The following is a 13,242-nucleotide window of genomic DNA, read 5'->3' on the forward strand; positions in this document are numbered from 1 at the left end:
TTCCCAACGGGAATGCAGTGTTCAAACGTTAAGACCAGAACCCCTTATGTGGCTCGGCCGCCTCCCCCTCCAGCATCGGCCCGAACACACTGACCTTGCGCTGCCCCTTGGCAAACACTTCGCGGCACGGCAGCGAGAACGTCGGGTTCTCCGGATGGTCACCCGTCAGTCCCAATAACGCGTGCTCCGATAATGCATAAACCACACGGCCGATGCCCGTCCAATACACCGCGCCAGCGCACATGCAGCAAGGTTCGGCGCTGGTGTATAGCGTGCACAGTTCCAGCTCTTGCGGCGTCAGCAATTTGGCCGCCGCAGCCGCCGCAACCAGTTCTGCATGCTGAGTCGGATCGCCTTCCGGCGGCATCGAGTTGTTCCCCGCTTCGACGATCACTTTGCCGTTGCGGTCGGCGACCAACGCAGCAAACGGGTGGCGGCCACGCTGTTTCGAGGCCTCGGACAAGGCGATGGTCTGGCGCAGCAACGCCAGATCGAGATCGCTGACGCCTGCTGGAATGAGCTGAGTGAATTGATTCATGGGTAACTCCTGGGCAGTGGAAAACAAAAGTCAGTCGGCCAATTCAGCCGATGCAGCGCCGATGGTTTCGGTCGATTTTTTTTCATTGTTGAGCAGAATATTGAGCACGATGGCGGTGATTGCACCGAGGAAAATGCCGCTGTCGAGCACCAGTTTCAGCGTCGGGCCGACGTGTTCGAACAGCGCCGGAAAAGACATCGGCAGCACGCCGACACTCACCGACACGGCGACGATGATGCCGTTGCGAGTGCCCTCGAATTGCACCCGCGACAGCTCCTGAATACCCGCCACAGTGGTCATGCCGAACATCACGATCGCGCAGCCACCGAGCACCGGCGTCGGCACCGCCGCGATCAACGCGCCGAGCTTCGGGAACAAGCCCATCAGCACCATGATTGCCCCGGCCGCCGCGACGACGAAGCGGCTCTTCACGTTGGAAAGCGCAATCAAACCGGTGTTTTGCGTGAAGGCGTTGTACGGAAAACTGTTGAACAAGCCGCCGAGCATGGTTGACAAACCATCGGCGCGGAACGCGTTGCCGAGGGTCTGCTGTGTGGTTGGTTTGCCGGTCAATTTGCCGATCGCCAGGCAGTTGCCGGTGGTCTCGGCCATGATCACCAGCATCGCCAGAGTCATGATCAGAATCGGCACCGGCGAGAATTCCGGCGCACCAAATGCCATCGGCGCACTCAGCTCAAACCACGCCGCTTCGCTCACCTTACTGAAGTGGGTCATGCCGCACGCCGCCGCGATCAGGCTGCCGACGAACAAGCCGATCAGCACGCTGAGGTTGCCGAGGAATCCCTTGAATTTGGCGTAGATCACCAGCGTCACGCTGACCGTGGCCAGGCCCAGCAACAGATTGGCGGGGTTGCCGAAATCCGCTGAATCAGGATTGCCACCGCCCAACCAGATCGCCGCCGCTGGCATCAGCGAGATACCGATAATGGTGATCAAACTGCCAATCACCACCGGAGGAAAGAAGCGCAGCAATCGGCTGAACACCGGCGCCAGCGCGATGGTAATAAACCCCGCCGCGATCACCGCACCGAAAATCTGACTGAGCCCGAACTCCTTGCCGATCATGATCATCGGCGCCAGCGCAATAAACGAGCAGCCCTGAATCAGCGGCAAACGCGCGCCGAATTTCCAGAAACCCAAAGTTTGAATCAACGTCGCCACACCGGAGGTCAGCAGGTTGGCGTTGATCAGCAACACGACCTGCGCCGAGGTCAGCCCCATTGCGCTGCCGAGAATCAGCGGCACCGCCACCGCCCCCGCGTACATCACCAAAACATGCTGCAAGCCAAACGTGAACAACTGTCGCAGCGGCAAAACCTCGTCCACCGGATGAATGCGCTGTGTGGTCATTTCACACGCTCCTGAAGGTGCGGCATCTGTTGAGATCGCGGGCATTCTCAGGGGCGTTTGAAGGGTAGAACCGCCCCGGAGATCGTTTGACGCGGGGCCATAGTTGAACGTTTATAGCGATGAAACAAATTAGCAACCATCGCTTTTTTCGATGGCGCGAACGCGGCGAAATCGGTTATTGATGACGCAGTTTCACCCCTCTTCTTCGACCCGGGAGTTCACTGCTTGCGCTTCTCACTCGATCAACTGTTGATGTTCGTCCAAGTGGTCAAAAGCGGTTCGTTCTCCGCCGCCGGGCGCAAGCTGGGCAAGACGCAATCGACCATCAGCGCGGCGATTGCCAACCTCGAAACCGATCTCGGCGTCGACCTGTTCGACCGCAGCAACCGCAGCCCCACCCTCACCGCCAGCGGCCACAAACTGCTGATCCAGGCCGAAGCCGTGCTCGAACGCTGCATGACCTTCGAAGCCCACGCCGACTGCCTCTCGGACAACGTCGAACCCAGCCTGACACTGGCAATCGAAACACCGTACGGCCCGATCATGCCGGTACTCAAAGCCTTCGAGCAGACCTTCCCCTTCGTTGACCTGATCATCCGCCACCCGGTGCACGGCGACGTCAGCGAACTGGTCAGCAGCGGCCAAGCCGTGCTCGGCGTCGCCTTCTCCCAACCGGGCTACCCAGAGGAACTGGCGTTCCAGCAACTGGGCAAACTGATCATGCTGCACGTCTGCCACCCGGATCACCCGCTGGCGCAACTCGACAACGTCACCTTCGACGACCTGCACGTCCACCGCCGCCTCGCCTTCAGCGCCCACGCAAGCAAACTGCCGAGCAGCGAATACCTGCGCTCGACGCAGTTGTGGCAAGCGGAAAGTTATCTGGCACTCCTGGAAATGGTGCGCGCCGGACTCGGCTGGGCCACCCTGCCCCGGCAGCTGATTCAACGTGAACTGGCCAAAGGTGAATTGGTCGAGTTGCAGCTCACGGCGTATCCGCATACGGACTGGCAGATTGGCGTGGATTTGCTCTGGGCGCGGCAACGTCCGCTGGGCAAAGCGGAGCGTTGGCTGAAGGAGAAATTGCAGGGGAACAAGGTGTATGAGCTGGATCGGAATGGGCAGATTACGACGCTTTGACGGGGTTGTGGGTGCGGCTGAGTAGGAGTGTGTTTAACGTTTTTCGCGTTGTGTTTAAGGACACTTGGCGTTACGCCCGAAAGGCTACAACAACTTGCGCCTTTGCCTACGACTACGCCAGAATCCGCCGGCTTGTGCGCCTGGAGCGCGGGTTCTATCGTGGGTCGGTCACTGAACACAGTGATCGGGTTTGGTAGCCCGCTACTTCACATGGCGTATTGCGTCACCTTACGCGGATGCTTTCTCGCATCTGCTTGATGGTGGCCATGCGCAGGGCGTCTTCGGGCGCGCCGGTTTTTTCCATGTGGGCCGGTCTACCAACCTTCGTATGGCCGCCACCCCTCGTTTGGTAGCGAGAGTGATGGCTCCTCTAAACACACGTGGAGTTTCATCAATGTTCAAACCAACACCAAACCCACCGCAAACCGATTCGGTCTCACCTTACGAATCGCTCGATTCAAGAAAGCTTCACGACGCGGCTGAACGTGCGCTCGATCATTACCTCAACCCGACTGCGGCGATCATGGCTGCGCCGTATCAGGCGAGCACGATGTTTCTGGTCAACCCGGAAACGGATACGGAGTCATTACTGGTTAACGCATCCGAATCACTCGCCTCAGCCTCCATCATGCTGGGTGATGTCGCGGGGTTGGTAGATGGCCCGATTCGCAGGACGTTGCTGGGCATTGCGCAGGTGGTGATGCTTGGAGAATTGGCGGTGAATCGGGCGTTGGACAGGGTTGAAGTTACGGACTGAGTAACTCGTTCAGTGGCGACTTGCCGTCGCCACTTCAAGCCTTTTTAGCCGTGATACCGATCGTCATTTGAGTTCATACAGTCAAGCTACACATCCAACGTCTTCGACATGATGATCGTGCGCTCGGACTCGTGAAATGCGTCTCGGATTTTTATAAAGCCTAGCGAAGCATAAAAGCTCTCAGCCGTGATCGAAGAAGGGACACGCAGCAGGTTGCGCCCTTCAGCAATGGCGCTTGATTGAATGCTTTTCATCAGCTGTCTCCCGATGCCCTTCCCTTGATAAGCCGGCTCGACAAACACACTTCGAACAACGTCCTGATCAAGACTGGCCGTTGCAACAATACGATTTTCAAGTAGGGCGACGAACACCTGACGCTGCGTCATCAAACAGAGGATTGCTTGTGGAGAAAAGCTTCGCTCCACTTGGTTGATGATTTCGGCTGAATAGTCCTGAGCATTGGACTCGCGAAGGGTACCAATGATGACTTGGCTGATGGCGGCAGCGTCCGCTTTCATTGCGATTCGAATCAGGCACTCCATTCAAGCAACTCCTTCCGTGATGTCTTGATACTTGTGAGTATCCCCCCCATTGCCCATATTCGCCACGTAGTTGCGTAAAAGCCAAAACCAAGCACTAACATCTGCGAATGACGGGGAACTATTGACGTCCACCAATAGACTGAGGTGCTATTGCGACCATAATGCAACCGTCGCAAGCAAACAGATTTCTACAATAAATGGAGCACACAATGGGCCGGGCACGCGATGAGTTTGAATTCTGGTGGGGTACGTCCGGGTCGTGGGTGGAACCACCGAATGTGCGCCGGAGCGGCACCAGCGGCGTCCAACTGATCGTTCACGATAACAGGACGTTCTTCGTGAAGCGTCAGACCGGTCACCTGTTTCGCAGTCTCCGCTACCCCACTGGACGGCCCACCGCTCTGCGCGAAGGTATTGCCCTTTCCAGGCTCGAGGAACTGGGCGTGAACGCGCCACGGCCGGTGTTTTACGGTGCGAGAAAAGTCCAAGGCACTTGGCAAGGTGTTTTAGTTACCGAAGACCTCGGTGGCTTCATCGATCTGGATACCTGGTATAGCCAAGGCGCTGCAAGCATGTTGACGACAGAGCAGCATCAGCGACTTTTTGAACGTTTAGCGCAAATGCTGGCGCGGATGCACTCAGGCAAATGGCAGCACGGTTGCATGCGTTCCAAGCACATTTTTATCAAGGCATCGATTACCGACGCAGACTTCGACTTCGAACTGGCGCTGCTCGACCTGGAGAAGTCTCGCGGTCGTGTTACGGCAATGGGTGCGGCGCGTCACGATATTCCTCAACTCAGACGGCATTCTTTCTGGGATGAGTCGCAGTGGCAGCATTTCCTTTCCTACTACGAGCAAGCCATCGGCAGAACCATGTAAGCAGGCGCGTTTGTAGCCTTCAGCAGGCGAACCCATTGCAACTCTCGTCGGGGCTGCAACAACCTTGAGAACGAGGTTCGCTTTGGCAGGAAGAAAAGCTGGCAGCCAAATTTGGCTGTCAGCGACTGGCTGCTTTCGGCCAATAGCTGCCTGTCGTCACAAGCCGAAATCGCCCCATAGCGGCCGTTTGCGGAAAGTGGCTCACCGTCATGAGCAGTCTACCCGGCAGAAGCGACCCGGGGATCTTCATCATTAGCAAACCAGGATAGGTGCGCCGCGTCCAACAGCTTGGTTAACAGGATGACCTATGTCGTGCCCAGAGGTCCTGAACTAAGATGGTCGGATATCCGCTCTGTTTGGACGAGGATACCTGTAATCACTTAGCGGGGAGACATGCATTCGCTACCCACCCTAGGTCAATGGAGCAGACGTGCAGGTGAGACGATATTGGGACCCCCTGCTACCCGACTGAGCAATTCCAGTCGGGCAACCTCGAATTTATTCCATATCACCCGATCGGCAAACTTGGGTAGCGAGATGGCTTCTCCAGAATCAAAATCCTCTAGCGCGGCATCCACAATGGCCACTGCGCCTTGATATTGGGTTTGCTGTGAACCTGCATACAAAATTGCTTGAACGCGTACTGCGACTTTATTGAAATGCTGCCGCAGCGCGTGGGATAGCGAGAGTAAAAAAGCGCTGTTCGCCGACTCAATGGCAGCACCGGAACTCGCCTCGAACACGGGCACCAGATTGATAACCGTTCCGGCGCCCCTCTTTACGAAACCATTTGCCAATGCGTAGAACAAGCGTACGGGAGCAGTGATCCCCAAGGCGATTGTGGCCCCTATCTCATTTTCCTCAGTGATGTCGTGATGGTTGATGAGCAATGTGATACTGGCGTCCTGGCTTAACAAGGTCTCGATGCGGACAACTTCGGCGGACACTGCCAAATCAGCATTCAGCACTTCCACCGATCGTCCGCTGGAGTCAGTGAGCGCTGCAGCAAGCGTCATTAATTGCGGCCGATCCACCGCGATTAAAATCAAGTCGTAGCCCCGTTGAGTCAGTCGGTGGGCGAAAGCTATGCCTATTGCTGTACCAGCGCCCGTTATAACGGCCGTGCCTTTATGAGTCATGCGGTTTGCTCCAAAGGCGGTGCATGAAATAGGGCCAGAGTAGTGAACGCCCGTATGTCGGTAAAGGCCGTAAAACCATCATTTTCGGCCTTGGTCTGGTCAAGTTTATGGCCGGAAATGTTGGCATTCCGAAGTTCCTCGTAGCTCAGTATCGGTCTTACTGAATTTATCCGGCGCAAAACGCTAACCCCCTCGAAATCGCGGTTCTGCTTGCAGTCCCACGATTTTCGCGCATGCTTACGTTTCGCCTGTCACCAGACATTCATGCGTCAAGCCAGTGTTCAACTGGGCGAACGGGAGTTTTTATGCAAAGTGTGGCGTTAATCGTACGGCCCGATTTTCAAGTGATGAGCCTTGCTGCGCTTTCAGCTTTCGAGTTTGCCAACCTGGCCGCGGGTGAAAAACTCTACGACATCAGTGTGCTATCCGAGCATGGTGGCTTGGTCGCCAGCTCCCTGTTCACGTCGGTTGATACTCAGCAGTTCAACAAGACTGATTTCGATACCGTCTTGATCAGTGGTGCAATGGATCGCAGTTCGGCGTCGGACGGTATTCACTCCTTTCTGGTTGAAGCCAATGCACATTCACGGCGGGTAGGCGCTTTGTGCGTCGGTGCTTTCGCGCTTGCCGAGTCCGGATTGCTCGATGGCCGTCGAGCCACAGTGCACTGGGCTCGCGCCAAGGAAATGCGCGATAGATTCCCCGCAATTAAGGTAGAAGAAGATCGCATCTTCATCATCGATGGCAAGATCTGGACCTCGGCAGGCATGACCGCTGCGCTCGATTTAACCATCGGTATGGTCGAGAAGGATTACGGTGCCGCGCTGGCCCGGACCGTCTCGCAGCGGCTGGTGCTATACCATCGCCGCGCGGGTGGGCAGTCCCAGCATTCGGCGATGCTGGAACTGAGTCCGAGCTCCGACCGCATTCAGCAATCGCTGGACTTCGCTCGAAAAAACCTGCGCCGCGACCTTTCCGTAGAAGACCTGGCGGATGCAGCGTGCCTGAGCCCTCGGCAGTTCAGTCGAAGCTTTCGCGAGCAGACCGGAAGCTCACCCGCCAAGGCCATTGAGAATCTACGTCTGGAGGCCGCCCGATTGATGATCGAACAGGGACGACTAACGCTTGAGGCGGTGGCCTCGGAGACCGGCTTTGGCGACCGTGAACGCATGCGCCGGGCCTTTCTGCGCGTGTATGGTCAATCCCCGCAATCGTTGCGCCGGACCTTCGGTTCCAACGCTGAGGTATAAGCTTCTATTTTTCGCAGCAGAATAACGGCGGCCATTGGCCGCCGTTATTCATTCTTGGAACGCTACTTTTTGAGCGTGTAGATTATTTAATTTGAAGGTTGAAGTTGCGGTGCAGGTCGGCGGCCGGATGTATAGGCCAAGGCCAAGGCCGTTGCTGCGCAGAGGGCACTGACAAAGCCAAGGTTGGCCAATGAGCTGTAGTGCAATGTCAGAGAGCCGAGACCCGCCCCCAGTGAGAAACCGAGGTACATGAAGGAGGCGTTGAGCGACAACACCACTGGCGCGCTCGCAACGCCAGCCACGCCGACCAGCGTGGTTTGCTGTGCAGGATAAAAAGCCCAGTGCGCCACGCCCCAGGCAGCGATGGCGAGGACAATCGGCACAATGACAAACTGTTTGCCGATAAAGTGCGGCGCCAGCGACACGACGACGAATGCGGTAGTGGATGTCGCCAACGCTGGCAGGATCACTGCGCGCGGACCTCTTCGGTCTACCGCCCGGCCGCTGATGGCCAGGCCGATTGCGGCTGAAACACCCCAGCCAAATAGCACGAAACCTATTGCCGGGCCATTTATAAGGGTGGTGGCCTCCAAAAGCGGAGCGAGATAGGTGTAAGTGGTGTAGCTCGCCATCGCCCACAACGTAGTGATCAGCAACGTATGCAATACCGCAGGCTGAGCCGCAGTGGAAATTCGCTGGCGCAGGCTGGCAGTAGCGAGTCCGGTTCCTATCTCGCGTGGAAGGCCTATCAGCAAACCGGCAACGGCCAACGCGGCAATGATCGCGACGCTGCCGAACGTGGCGCGCCAACCCATTGCCGCCCCCAGTACAGTGCCCGCCGGAACACCCAAGGCAATGGCAAGCGACAGGCCACCGTTGACGATAGCGATGGCGCGGCCACGCTGTTCGGGCGGCACGACCACACTGGCCAGTGCGTTCGCACCGGGTACATACACTGCCGCCGCGAGTGCCAGCACCACTCTCGCGGCCATCAACGACCAATAGCCACTGGCCGTGAAGGCCAGCAGATTGGCCAGCGCAAATAACGCCATGGCACCGATCAGCAGCCTGCGCCGGTTGAGATTCCCCGTCAGTGCAGCCAGCACCGGAGAGCTCAGTGCATAGGCAAGAGCAAATACTGTGACCAACTGGCCCGCCATGGAAACGCTAACGTCAAGATCCTTCGCCATGCCGGGAAGCAGGCCCGCGATCATGAAGCTTTCGGTACCGACGGCGAACGTGCCTAACGCCAGCCAATACAGCGGCCGGTTGCTTTTGATGTATTGGGTTGAGTTCATGGTATTCCAGCTGTGAAAAAGTGATGGCGCCCTGTAGATCGCGTGTACACATAAAAAAGCCCCCGCGAGGGGGCTTCGTTTGGTCTCTGCGCTAAAGCAAATCGAGCTCGGCGAAAGACGTTACGCAGTCGCTTCTTCTTTATAGAACGCGTAGTCGGTGTAACCCACTTCGGTACCGCCAAAGAAGGTCGGACGGTCATACGCGTTCAGCGGCAGGTTGTGGCGCAGGCGCTCCGGCAAGTCCGGGTTGGCGATGAAGTGGCGACCGAAGGCCACCAGGTCGGCGTCGCCCGCCTGAAGGATGGCCTCGGCGGATTTGCCGTCAAAGCCACCGGCAGCAATGATCACGCCTTTGTAGTGTTTGCGCATCAGTTGGGCTGCGACCGGCGCCGGGTCGGCATTCTCGTCCTCGATGTTGCCCAGGATGCGCGGCTCGATCAGGTGCAGGTAAGCCAGGTTCAGCGGCGCCAGTTGTTGCGCGACGTAGGTGAACAGGCCTTCTGGATCGCTGTCGCCCATGTCACCCCAAGTGCCGCTCGGGCCGACACGTACTGCCACCCGGTCACTGCCCCACACCGAAATCAGCGCGTTGGTCACTTCCAGCAGAAAGCGTGCGCGGTTTTCGAACGAGCCGCCGTAAATGTCAGTGCGCTTGTTGCTGTTGTCCTGCAGGAACTGGTCGATCAAATAACCGTTGGCACCATGCAGTTCCACGCCGTCAAAACCGGCTTTCACGCCACGTTCGGCAGCAGTGCGGAAGCTTTCCACCAGGCCTGAGATGTCTTCGATGGTCAGGGCACGGTTCGGGGTATTGGGTACCCAACCTTCGGTGGTGTAAGCAACGCCGCCATGCAGGACTTCCGATGGGCCGACGGGGATGCTGCCTGCAGGCTGCACGTCGACATTGGATTGGCGACCGGCATGATAAAGCTGCAGAAAGATCTTGCCGCCTTTAGCGTGCACGGCGTCAGTGACGTGTTTCCAGCCCACAATCTGGCTGTCGTCGAACAGGCCAGGTGCGCCGAGATAGCCGTTGCCGTTTGGCGCGGCAATTGTGGCTTCACCGATCAGCAAACCGCCCTCGGAAGTGCGCTGGGCGTAGTACTCGGCCATCAGGGCGCCAGGACGAGCGCCCTCTTCGGCACGCATGCGGGTCAGCGGTGCCAATACAATGCGGTGGGCGAAGGTGAACCGCCCGACTTTTACTGGGGAATGAAGTTTGGACATGGTTGCCTCGATTGAAGTGTATGTGTAGAACCATTGGATATTCGCCCGGGTCGATAGCCATGTGGGCTTTCGGGGGGCGGGGCGCTTGGCATCAGTAAAGGTGATTTTCCGGAGTGAATAAATGGGCCGCGTTTCCCATCACTTCGGACTTTTTGGCTGTAATGCTGGCAATCATGGAGATCGAACTGTCGATGTCCGGATAACGGCGCCCGCACTCATGCGAGCGCCGCAAGGTGCTCACTGGGCGTAGAGTGCCAATAGCTGAGCATTGAACTCAGTGACAAAGGCGTGTTCATCCGCCCCCGCATTAGCGCGCAATGGCTTGGCCCGCTCGACCAGAATTTCCACCGCGTCCGTGCCCAGCACCGCTATCGTCTCGGCAATAAACTCATCCAATGGCATCGCCAATTCCGCTTCGGAGCTATCCATCAGCTCAGTACGTACCCATGGCGGCGCGATTTCCAGCACCTTGACCGAGGTATCGCGCAGCATGAAGCGCTGAGACAGTGCATAAGAGTGCAGCGCGGCCTTGGTGGCGCTGTACACCGCCGTCAGCGCCATGGGCACGAAACCGAGTACTGAAGAGGTGTACGCCACATAGGCGTCATCGGCCTTCTTGAGGTGCTCGATCAGCGCCGAAGTCATGCGGATGGGGCCCATCAGATTGGTGGTAATGGTCGACGCCAGCAATTCGTCATCCACTTGGCCGGCCGCGGTGTCCGGCAACATGATCCCGGCGTTATTGATCAGCACATTGAGCTGCGGGAATTCGTTGATCAACTGTTTCGCGACCGCGGTAATACTGGCTGGATCGGTGATATCCAATTCGACCGCGTGCATGCCCGGGTTGGCCGCAACGACGGCTTCCAGATGGCCCTTGCGCCGACCTGAGATAATTACCTGGTTTCCCAGTTTGTGCAGTGCTTCGGCCAACCCACGGCCGATGCCAGAGCCGCCGCCGGTAATGAAGATGGTGTTTTGAGTGAGTTTCATGGGTGAGTCCTCTGAGATTACAGAAATGCAAAGCGTGAACAATGGAGGGAAAATATCGGTTACTTGGCGGCGCGAATGATCAGGTCGGCGACAACCGTAGGTTTGGAAATCATTGAGCAATGGCCCGCATTGACATGGTCGCTGACGGCGCCAATCTTCTTCACCATCAGCTCTTGAAGTGCCGGTGCTATGGCGTTATCAAGGGTCGCCACCAGATACCAGCTGGGCTTGTCCTGCCAGGCGGCTTGAGTGAGTGGTGCGGTGAGTGCCGCTACAGCGGTCGGACGCTGGTTTTCAAACAGCTGACGCTTCTCCTGCGCACTCAAATCCTGAGCAAAGCCTTCATGGACACCCTCGTAAGTGAGGCTCGACGAACCCGCCTGATCTATGCGGATCTCGGCACTCATCAGCGACGGCTCGGCCAATGCGGTCAGCCCCAAAGCTGATTCGCCAATGTCAGGGGTAAAGGCGTTGATATAGACGAGGCCCGCCACCTTGGCGTGAACACCTGCCTCGCTGATGACCGCACCGCCATAGGAATGGCCCACCAGCAACACCGGTCCTGGAGCGGCGGCGATGGCCTGGGACACGACGTCCGCATCTGCTGCCAGCGACGTCAGCGGCAGGTTGACCGTGGTCGTACTCAGGCCGGCGGCTTCGATCAAGGCGCGCGATTTGTTCCAGCTGGTGCTGTCGGCCCAGGCACCGTGTACAAGAATGACGTGTTCGATAGTGCTCATGCCTTCTCCTGATTTCGGGTAGACGGGCGGGTTGCCCGTGCTGTGAATTCAGGGTCTATGCTAGGCGCGAGCTAAGAAGCAGATGGGTCGAAATACCGACGTTTCGGGACATCTCACTGGTTGCAGCATTGGCATACTCTGCAGAGAGTGCAGCCAGCATTAAGGCAACTTTCTGCACAGTGGTCACTCTTGGTTTGAATGATCATCTGCAGGTGGCTTTATCCCTTGTCGATTGGGCCATCAGTTCAGGTTCATGAAGGTTACCGGCACCCATGAATAGCCTGTGTCTTCCTTGCGCAGGCGCCCAAAGCCAGGGAACGGCATATGAGCACCACCGACCAGGGTTTTGCCCTCTGCCAACTTCACGAAAAGGTCTTCGCGGGTCTTGATTGCGGTCGGTCCGTCAGCGTCGAACGCGATACCCACTTCGGGATGTGGCATTTGCACAGAGACGACGTGGGCAACGTCGCCCCAGATCAGCAGCGATTGGCCCTTGGACGAAACCCTGTAGCCCACATGCCCAGGCGTATGCCCCGGGATGGCAACGGGAGTAATGCCCGACACGATTTCATCCATGCCCTGCAATGGCTTCCATTTCCCAGCCGCCAGATAAGGCGCAGCAGCAGCCTGGGCAATCTGGAAGAATATTTTTGCGCCCTCCGGCGCTTTTTCCGCAATGTCCTTCGACAGCCAGAAGTCACTCTCGGTCTTCATCATGGAAATCTGTGCCTTCGAGAACACGCGCTGGCCTTTGGCGTCGTAGATTCCGCCAATGTGGTCGGCGTGCATATGGGTCAGCAACACCAGGTCGATTTGTGCGGGTTTGTAGCCAGCAGCCTTCAGGTTGTCAGTGAGCTTGCCAAGTGACGGCCCTCCCCAATGGCCTCCGGTGCCCGTGTCGATGAGGATGAGTTTTGAACCCGTATTAATGAGATAGCCCGTTACCGAACCGGACACCTTTTGCGGATCATCGAAAAACGATCGCAGCAGCAGCGACTGGATGAGAGCCGGGTCGCCGCTCAGTAGCGATGAATCAATACTGATGCCGCCATCGAAGAGTGCGGTGACCTCGAAATCGCCCATCATCATGCGATAGAAGCCCGGGACTTGCTTGTGTTGCATAGGCGCTGCGGCCTGAACCGGCTCGACTGCGAAAAGTCCTGCGCCGATAGCCAGCGTTACTGCAAAGGCGGCGCGAGAAGCTAGCGTGGAGAGTTTCATTCCCATTCCTTTTCGTTGGTAGAGGAGCACTGCAAAGGGACTAAGCCAACCGGCAACTCCCACTAGCGACCTACGGTACTGGCTGTTGATCTTAGTTCAGCATTCGAGAGGTCGTATTAAAAACGCGGCCAACGCCAACGCCTCG

13 protein-coding genes are annotated in these 13,242 nt (G+C 57.5%); 4 read left to right on the forward strand and 9 right to left on the reverse strand.

Annotated elements, in window-relative coordinates:
* Nucleotides 1–28: 28 nt before the first annotated feature.
* Nucleotides 29–538 (reverse strand): nucleoside deaminase, encoded by a 510-nt coding sequence (locus ACP3TY_RS13510; RefSeq protein WP_282353458.1) that lies wholly within the window; start codon nucleotides 536–538, stop codon nucleotides 29–31.
* 30 nt (nucleotides 539–568) lie between these two features.
* Nucleotides 569–1,909 carry a nucleobase:cation symporter-2 family protein gene (locus ACP3TY_RS13515; protein ID WP_159811435.1) on the reverse strand — a complete coding sequence of 447 codons (1,341 nt, stop codon included), beginning with the start codon at nucleotides 1,907–1,909 and terminating at the stop codon, nucleotides 569–571.
* Nucleotides 1,910–2,134: 225 nt separating this feature from the next.
* Here ACP3TY_RS13515 and ACP3TY_RS13520 point away from each other — a divergent pair, with 225 nt between their 5' ends.
* Together ACP3TY_RS13520 and ACP3TY_RS13525 are read left to right on the forward strand one after the other, a co-directional pair.
* A complete protein-coding gene (locus tag ACP3TY_RS13520) occupies nucleotides 2,135–3,049 on the forward strand; it encodes a LysR family transcriptional regulator (RefSeq protein ID WP_282353463.1) in 915 nt (304 codons plus the stop codon).
* Between the two features lie 394 nt (nucleotides 3,050–3,443).
* Nucleotides 3,444–3,806: a DUF6124 family protein gene (locus ACP3TY_RS13525; RefSeq protein ID WP_426620296.1), complete on the forward strand. Its 363-nt coding sequence runs from the start codon at nucleotides 3,444–3,446 to the stop codon at nucleotides 3,804–3,806.
* Between the two features lie 86 nt (nucleotides 3,807–3,892).
* Here the strand turns inward: ACP3TY_RS13525 and ACP3TY_RS13530 are convergent, their stop codons facing one another.
* Nucleotides 3,893–4,348, reverse strand: coding sequence for a GNAT family N-acetyltransferase (locus tag ACP3TY_RS13530; protein ID WP_426620297.1), 456 nt, complete (start codon nucleotides 4,346–4,348; stop codon nucleotides 3,893–3,895).
* A 209-nt stretch (nucleotides 4,349–4,557) separates the two neighbouring features.
* On the opposite strand from ACP3TY_RS13530, the gene ACP3TY_RS13535 reads away from it, so the two are divergent.
* Nucleotides 4,558–5,229, forward strand: coding sequence for a lipopolysaccharide kinase InaA family protein (locus tag ACP3TY_RS13535; protein ID WP_426620298.1), 672 nt, complete (start codon nucleotides 4,558–4,560; stop codon nucleotides 5,227–5,229).
* A gap of 416 nt (nucleotides 5,230–5,645) precedes the next feature.
* Here the strand turns inward: ACP3TY_RS13535 and ACP3TY_RS13540 are convergent, their stop codons facing one another.
* A complete protein-coding gene (locus ACP3TY_RS13540) occupies nucleotides 5,646–6,368 on the reverse strand; it encodes an SDR family NAD(P)-dependent oxidoreductase (protein ID WP_212545920.1) in 723 nt (240 codons plus the stop codon).
* Between the two features lie 305 nt (nucleotides 6,369–6,673).
* Here ACP3TY_RS13540 and ACP3TY_RS13545 point away from each other — a divergent pair, with 305 nt between their 5' ends.
* The gene (locus ACP3TY_RS13545) at nucleotides 6,674–7,618 is read left to right on the forward strand and encodes a GlxA family transcriptional regulator (RefSeq protein WP_064118086.1); all 945 of its coding nucleotides are present in this window, start codon (nucleotides 6,674–6,676) and stop codon (nucleotides 7,616–7,618) included.
* 86 nt (nucleotides 7,619–7,704) lie between these two features.
* On the opposite strand, the gene ACP3TY_RS13550 is transcribed toward ACP3TY_RS13545, so the two are convergent.
* The 5 genes from ACP3TY_RS13550 to ACP3TY_RS13570 all read right to left on the reverse strand — a co-directional run bounded on the left by ACP3TY_RS13550 (nucleotide 7,705) and on the right by ACP3TY_RS13570 (nucleotide 13,097).
* Complete coding sequence (locus ACP3TY_RS13550) at nucleotides 7,705–8,916, reverse strand: MFS transporter (RefSeq protein WP_212545921.1); 1,212 nt, start codon at nucleotides 8,914–8,916, stop codon at nucleotides 7,705–7,707.
* Between the two features lie 120 nt (nucleotides 8,917–9,036).
* Nucleotides 9,037–10,143, reverse strand: coding sequence for an alkene reductase (locus tag ACP3TY_RS13555; protein ID WP_426620300.1), 1,107 nt, complete (start codon nucleotides 10,141–10,143; stop codon nucleotides 9,037–9,039).
* A 237-nt stretch (nucleotides 10,144–10,380) separates the two neighbouring features.
* Nucleotides 10,381–11,136, reverse strand: a complete 756-nt coding sequence (locus tag ACP3TY_RS13560; protein ID WP_062378588.1) for an SDR family oxidoreductase — start codon at nucleotides 11,134–11,136, stop codon at nucleotides 10,381–10,383.
* A 59-nt stretch (nucleotides 11,137–11,195) separates the two neighbouring features.
* On the reverse strand, nucleotides 11,196–11,876 hold the full coding sequence (locus tag ACP3TY_RS13565) for an alpha/beta hydrolase (protein WP_212545923.1): 681 nt from the start codon (nucleotides 11,874–11,876) through the stop codon (nucleotides 11,196–11,198).
* Nucleotides 11,877–12,116: 240 nt separating this feature from the next.
* On the reverse strand, nucleotides 12,117–13,097 hold the full coding sequence (locus ACP3TY_RS13570) for an MBL fold metallo-hydrolase (protein WP_212545924.1): 981 nt from the start codon (nucleotides 13,095–13,097) through the stop codon (nucleotides 12,117–12,119).
* Nucleotides 13,098–13,242 lie beyond the last annotated feature (145 nt).

It is taken from the genome of Pseudomonas rustica (assembly GCF_049959085.1).
In the GTDB taxonomy this organism is placed as follows: domain Bacteria; phylum Pseudomonadota; class Gammaproteobacteria; order Pseudomonadales; family Pseudomonadaceae; genus Aquipseudomonas; species Aquipseudomonas rustica.

What these genes read in the sequence shown, in the direction of transcription:
- ACP3TY_RS13545 (WP_064118086.1), top strand. Translation starts at nt 6,674, where the DNA reads ATGCAAAGTGTGGCGTTAATCGTACGGCCCGATTTTCAAGTGATGAGC.
- ACP3TY_RS13570 (WP_212545924.1), bottom strand. Translation starts at nt 13,097, where the DNA reads ATGAAACTCTCCACGCTAGCTTCTCGCGCCGCCTTTGCAGTAACGCTG.
- ACP3TY_RS13550 (WP_212545921.1), bottom strand. Translation starts at nt 8,916, where the DNA reads ATGAACTCAACCCAATACATCAAAAGCAACCGGCCGCTGTATTGGCTG.
- ACP3TY_RS13515 (WP_159811435.1), bottom strand. Translation starts at nt 1,909, where the DNA reads ATGACCACACAGCGCATTCATCCGGTGGACGAGGTTTTGCCGCTGCGA.
- ACP3TY_RS13530 (WP_426620297.1), bottom strand. Translation starts at nt 4,348, where the DNA reads ATGGAGTGCCTGATTCGAATCGCAATGAAAGCGGACGCTGCCGCCATC.
- ACP3TY_RS13540 (WP_212545920.1), bottom strand. Translation starts at nt 6,368, where the DNA reads ATGACTCATAAAGGCACGGCCGTTATAACGGGCGCTGGTACAGCAATA.
- ACP3TY_RS13560 (WP_062378588.1), bottom strand. Translation starts at nt 11,136, where the DNA reads ATGAAACTCACTCAAAACACCATCTTCATTACCGGCGGCGGCTCTGGC.
- ACP3TY_RS13535 (WP_426620298.1), top strand. Translation starts at nt 4,558, where the DNA reads ATGGGCCGGGCACGCGATGAGTTTGAATTCTGGTGGGGTACGTCCGGG.
- ACP3TY_RS13555 (WP_426620300.1), bottom strand. Translation starts at nt 10,143, where the DNA reads ATGTCCAAACTTCATTCCCCAGTAAAAGTCGGGCGGTTCACCTTCGCC.
- ACP3TY_RS13525 (WP_426620296.1), top strand. Translation starts at nt 3,444, where the DNA reads ATGTTCAAACCAACACCAAACCCACCGCAAACCGATTCGGTCTCACCT.
- ACP3TY_RS13565 (WP_212545923.1), bottom strand. Translation starts at nt 11,876, where the DNA reads ATGAGCACTATCGAACACGTCATTCTTGTACACGGTGCCTGGGCCGAC.
- ACP3TY_RS13510 (WP_282353458.1), bottom strand. Translation starts at nt 538, where the DNA reads ATGAATCAATTCACTCAGCTCATTCCAGCAGGCGTCAGCGATCTCGAT.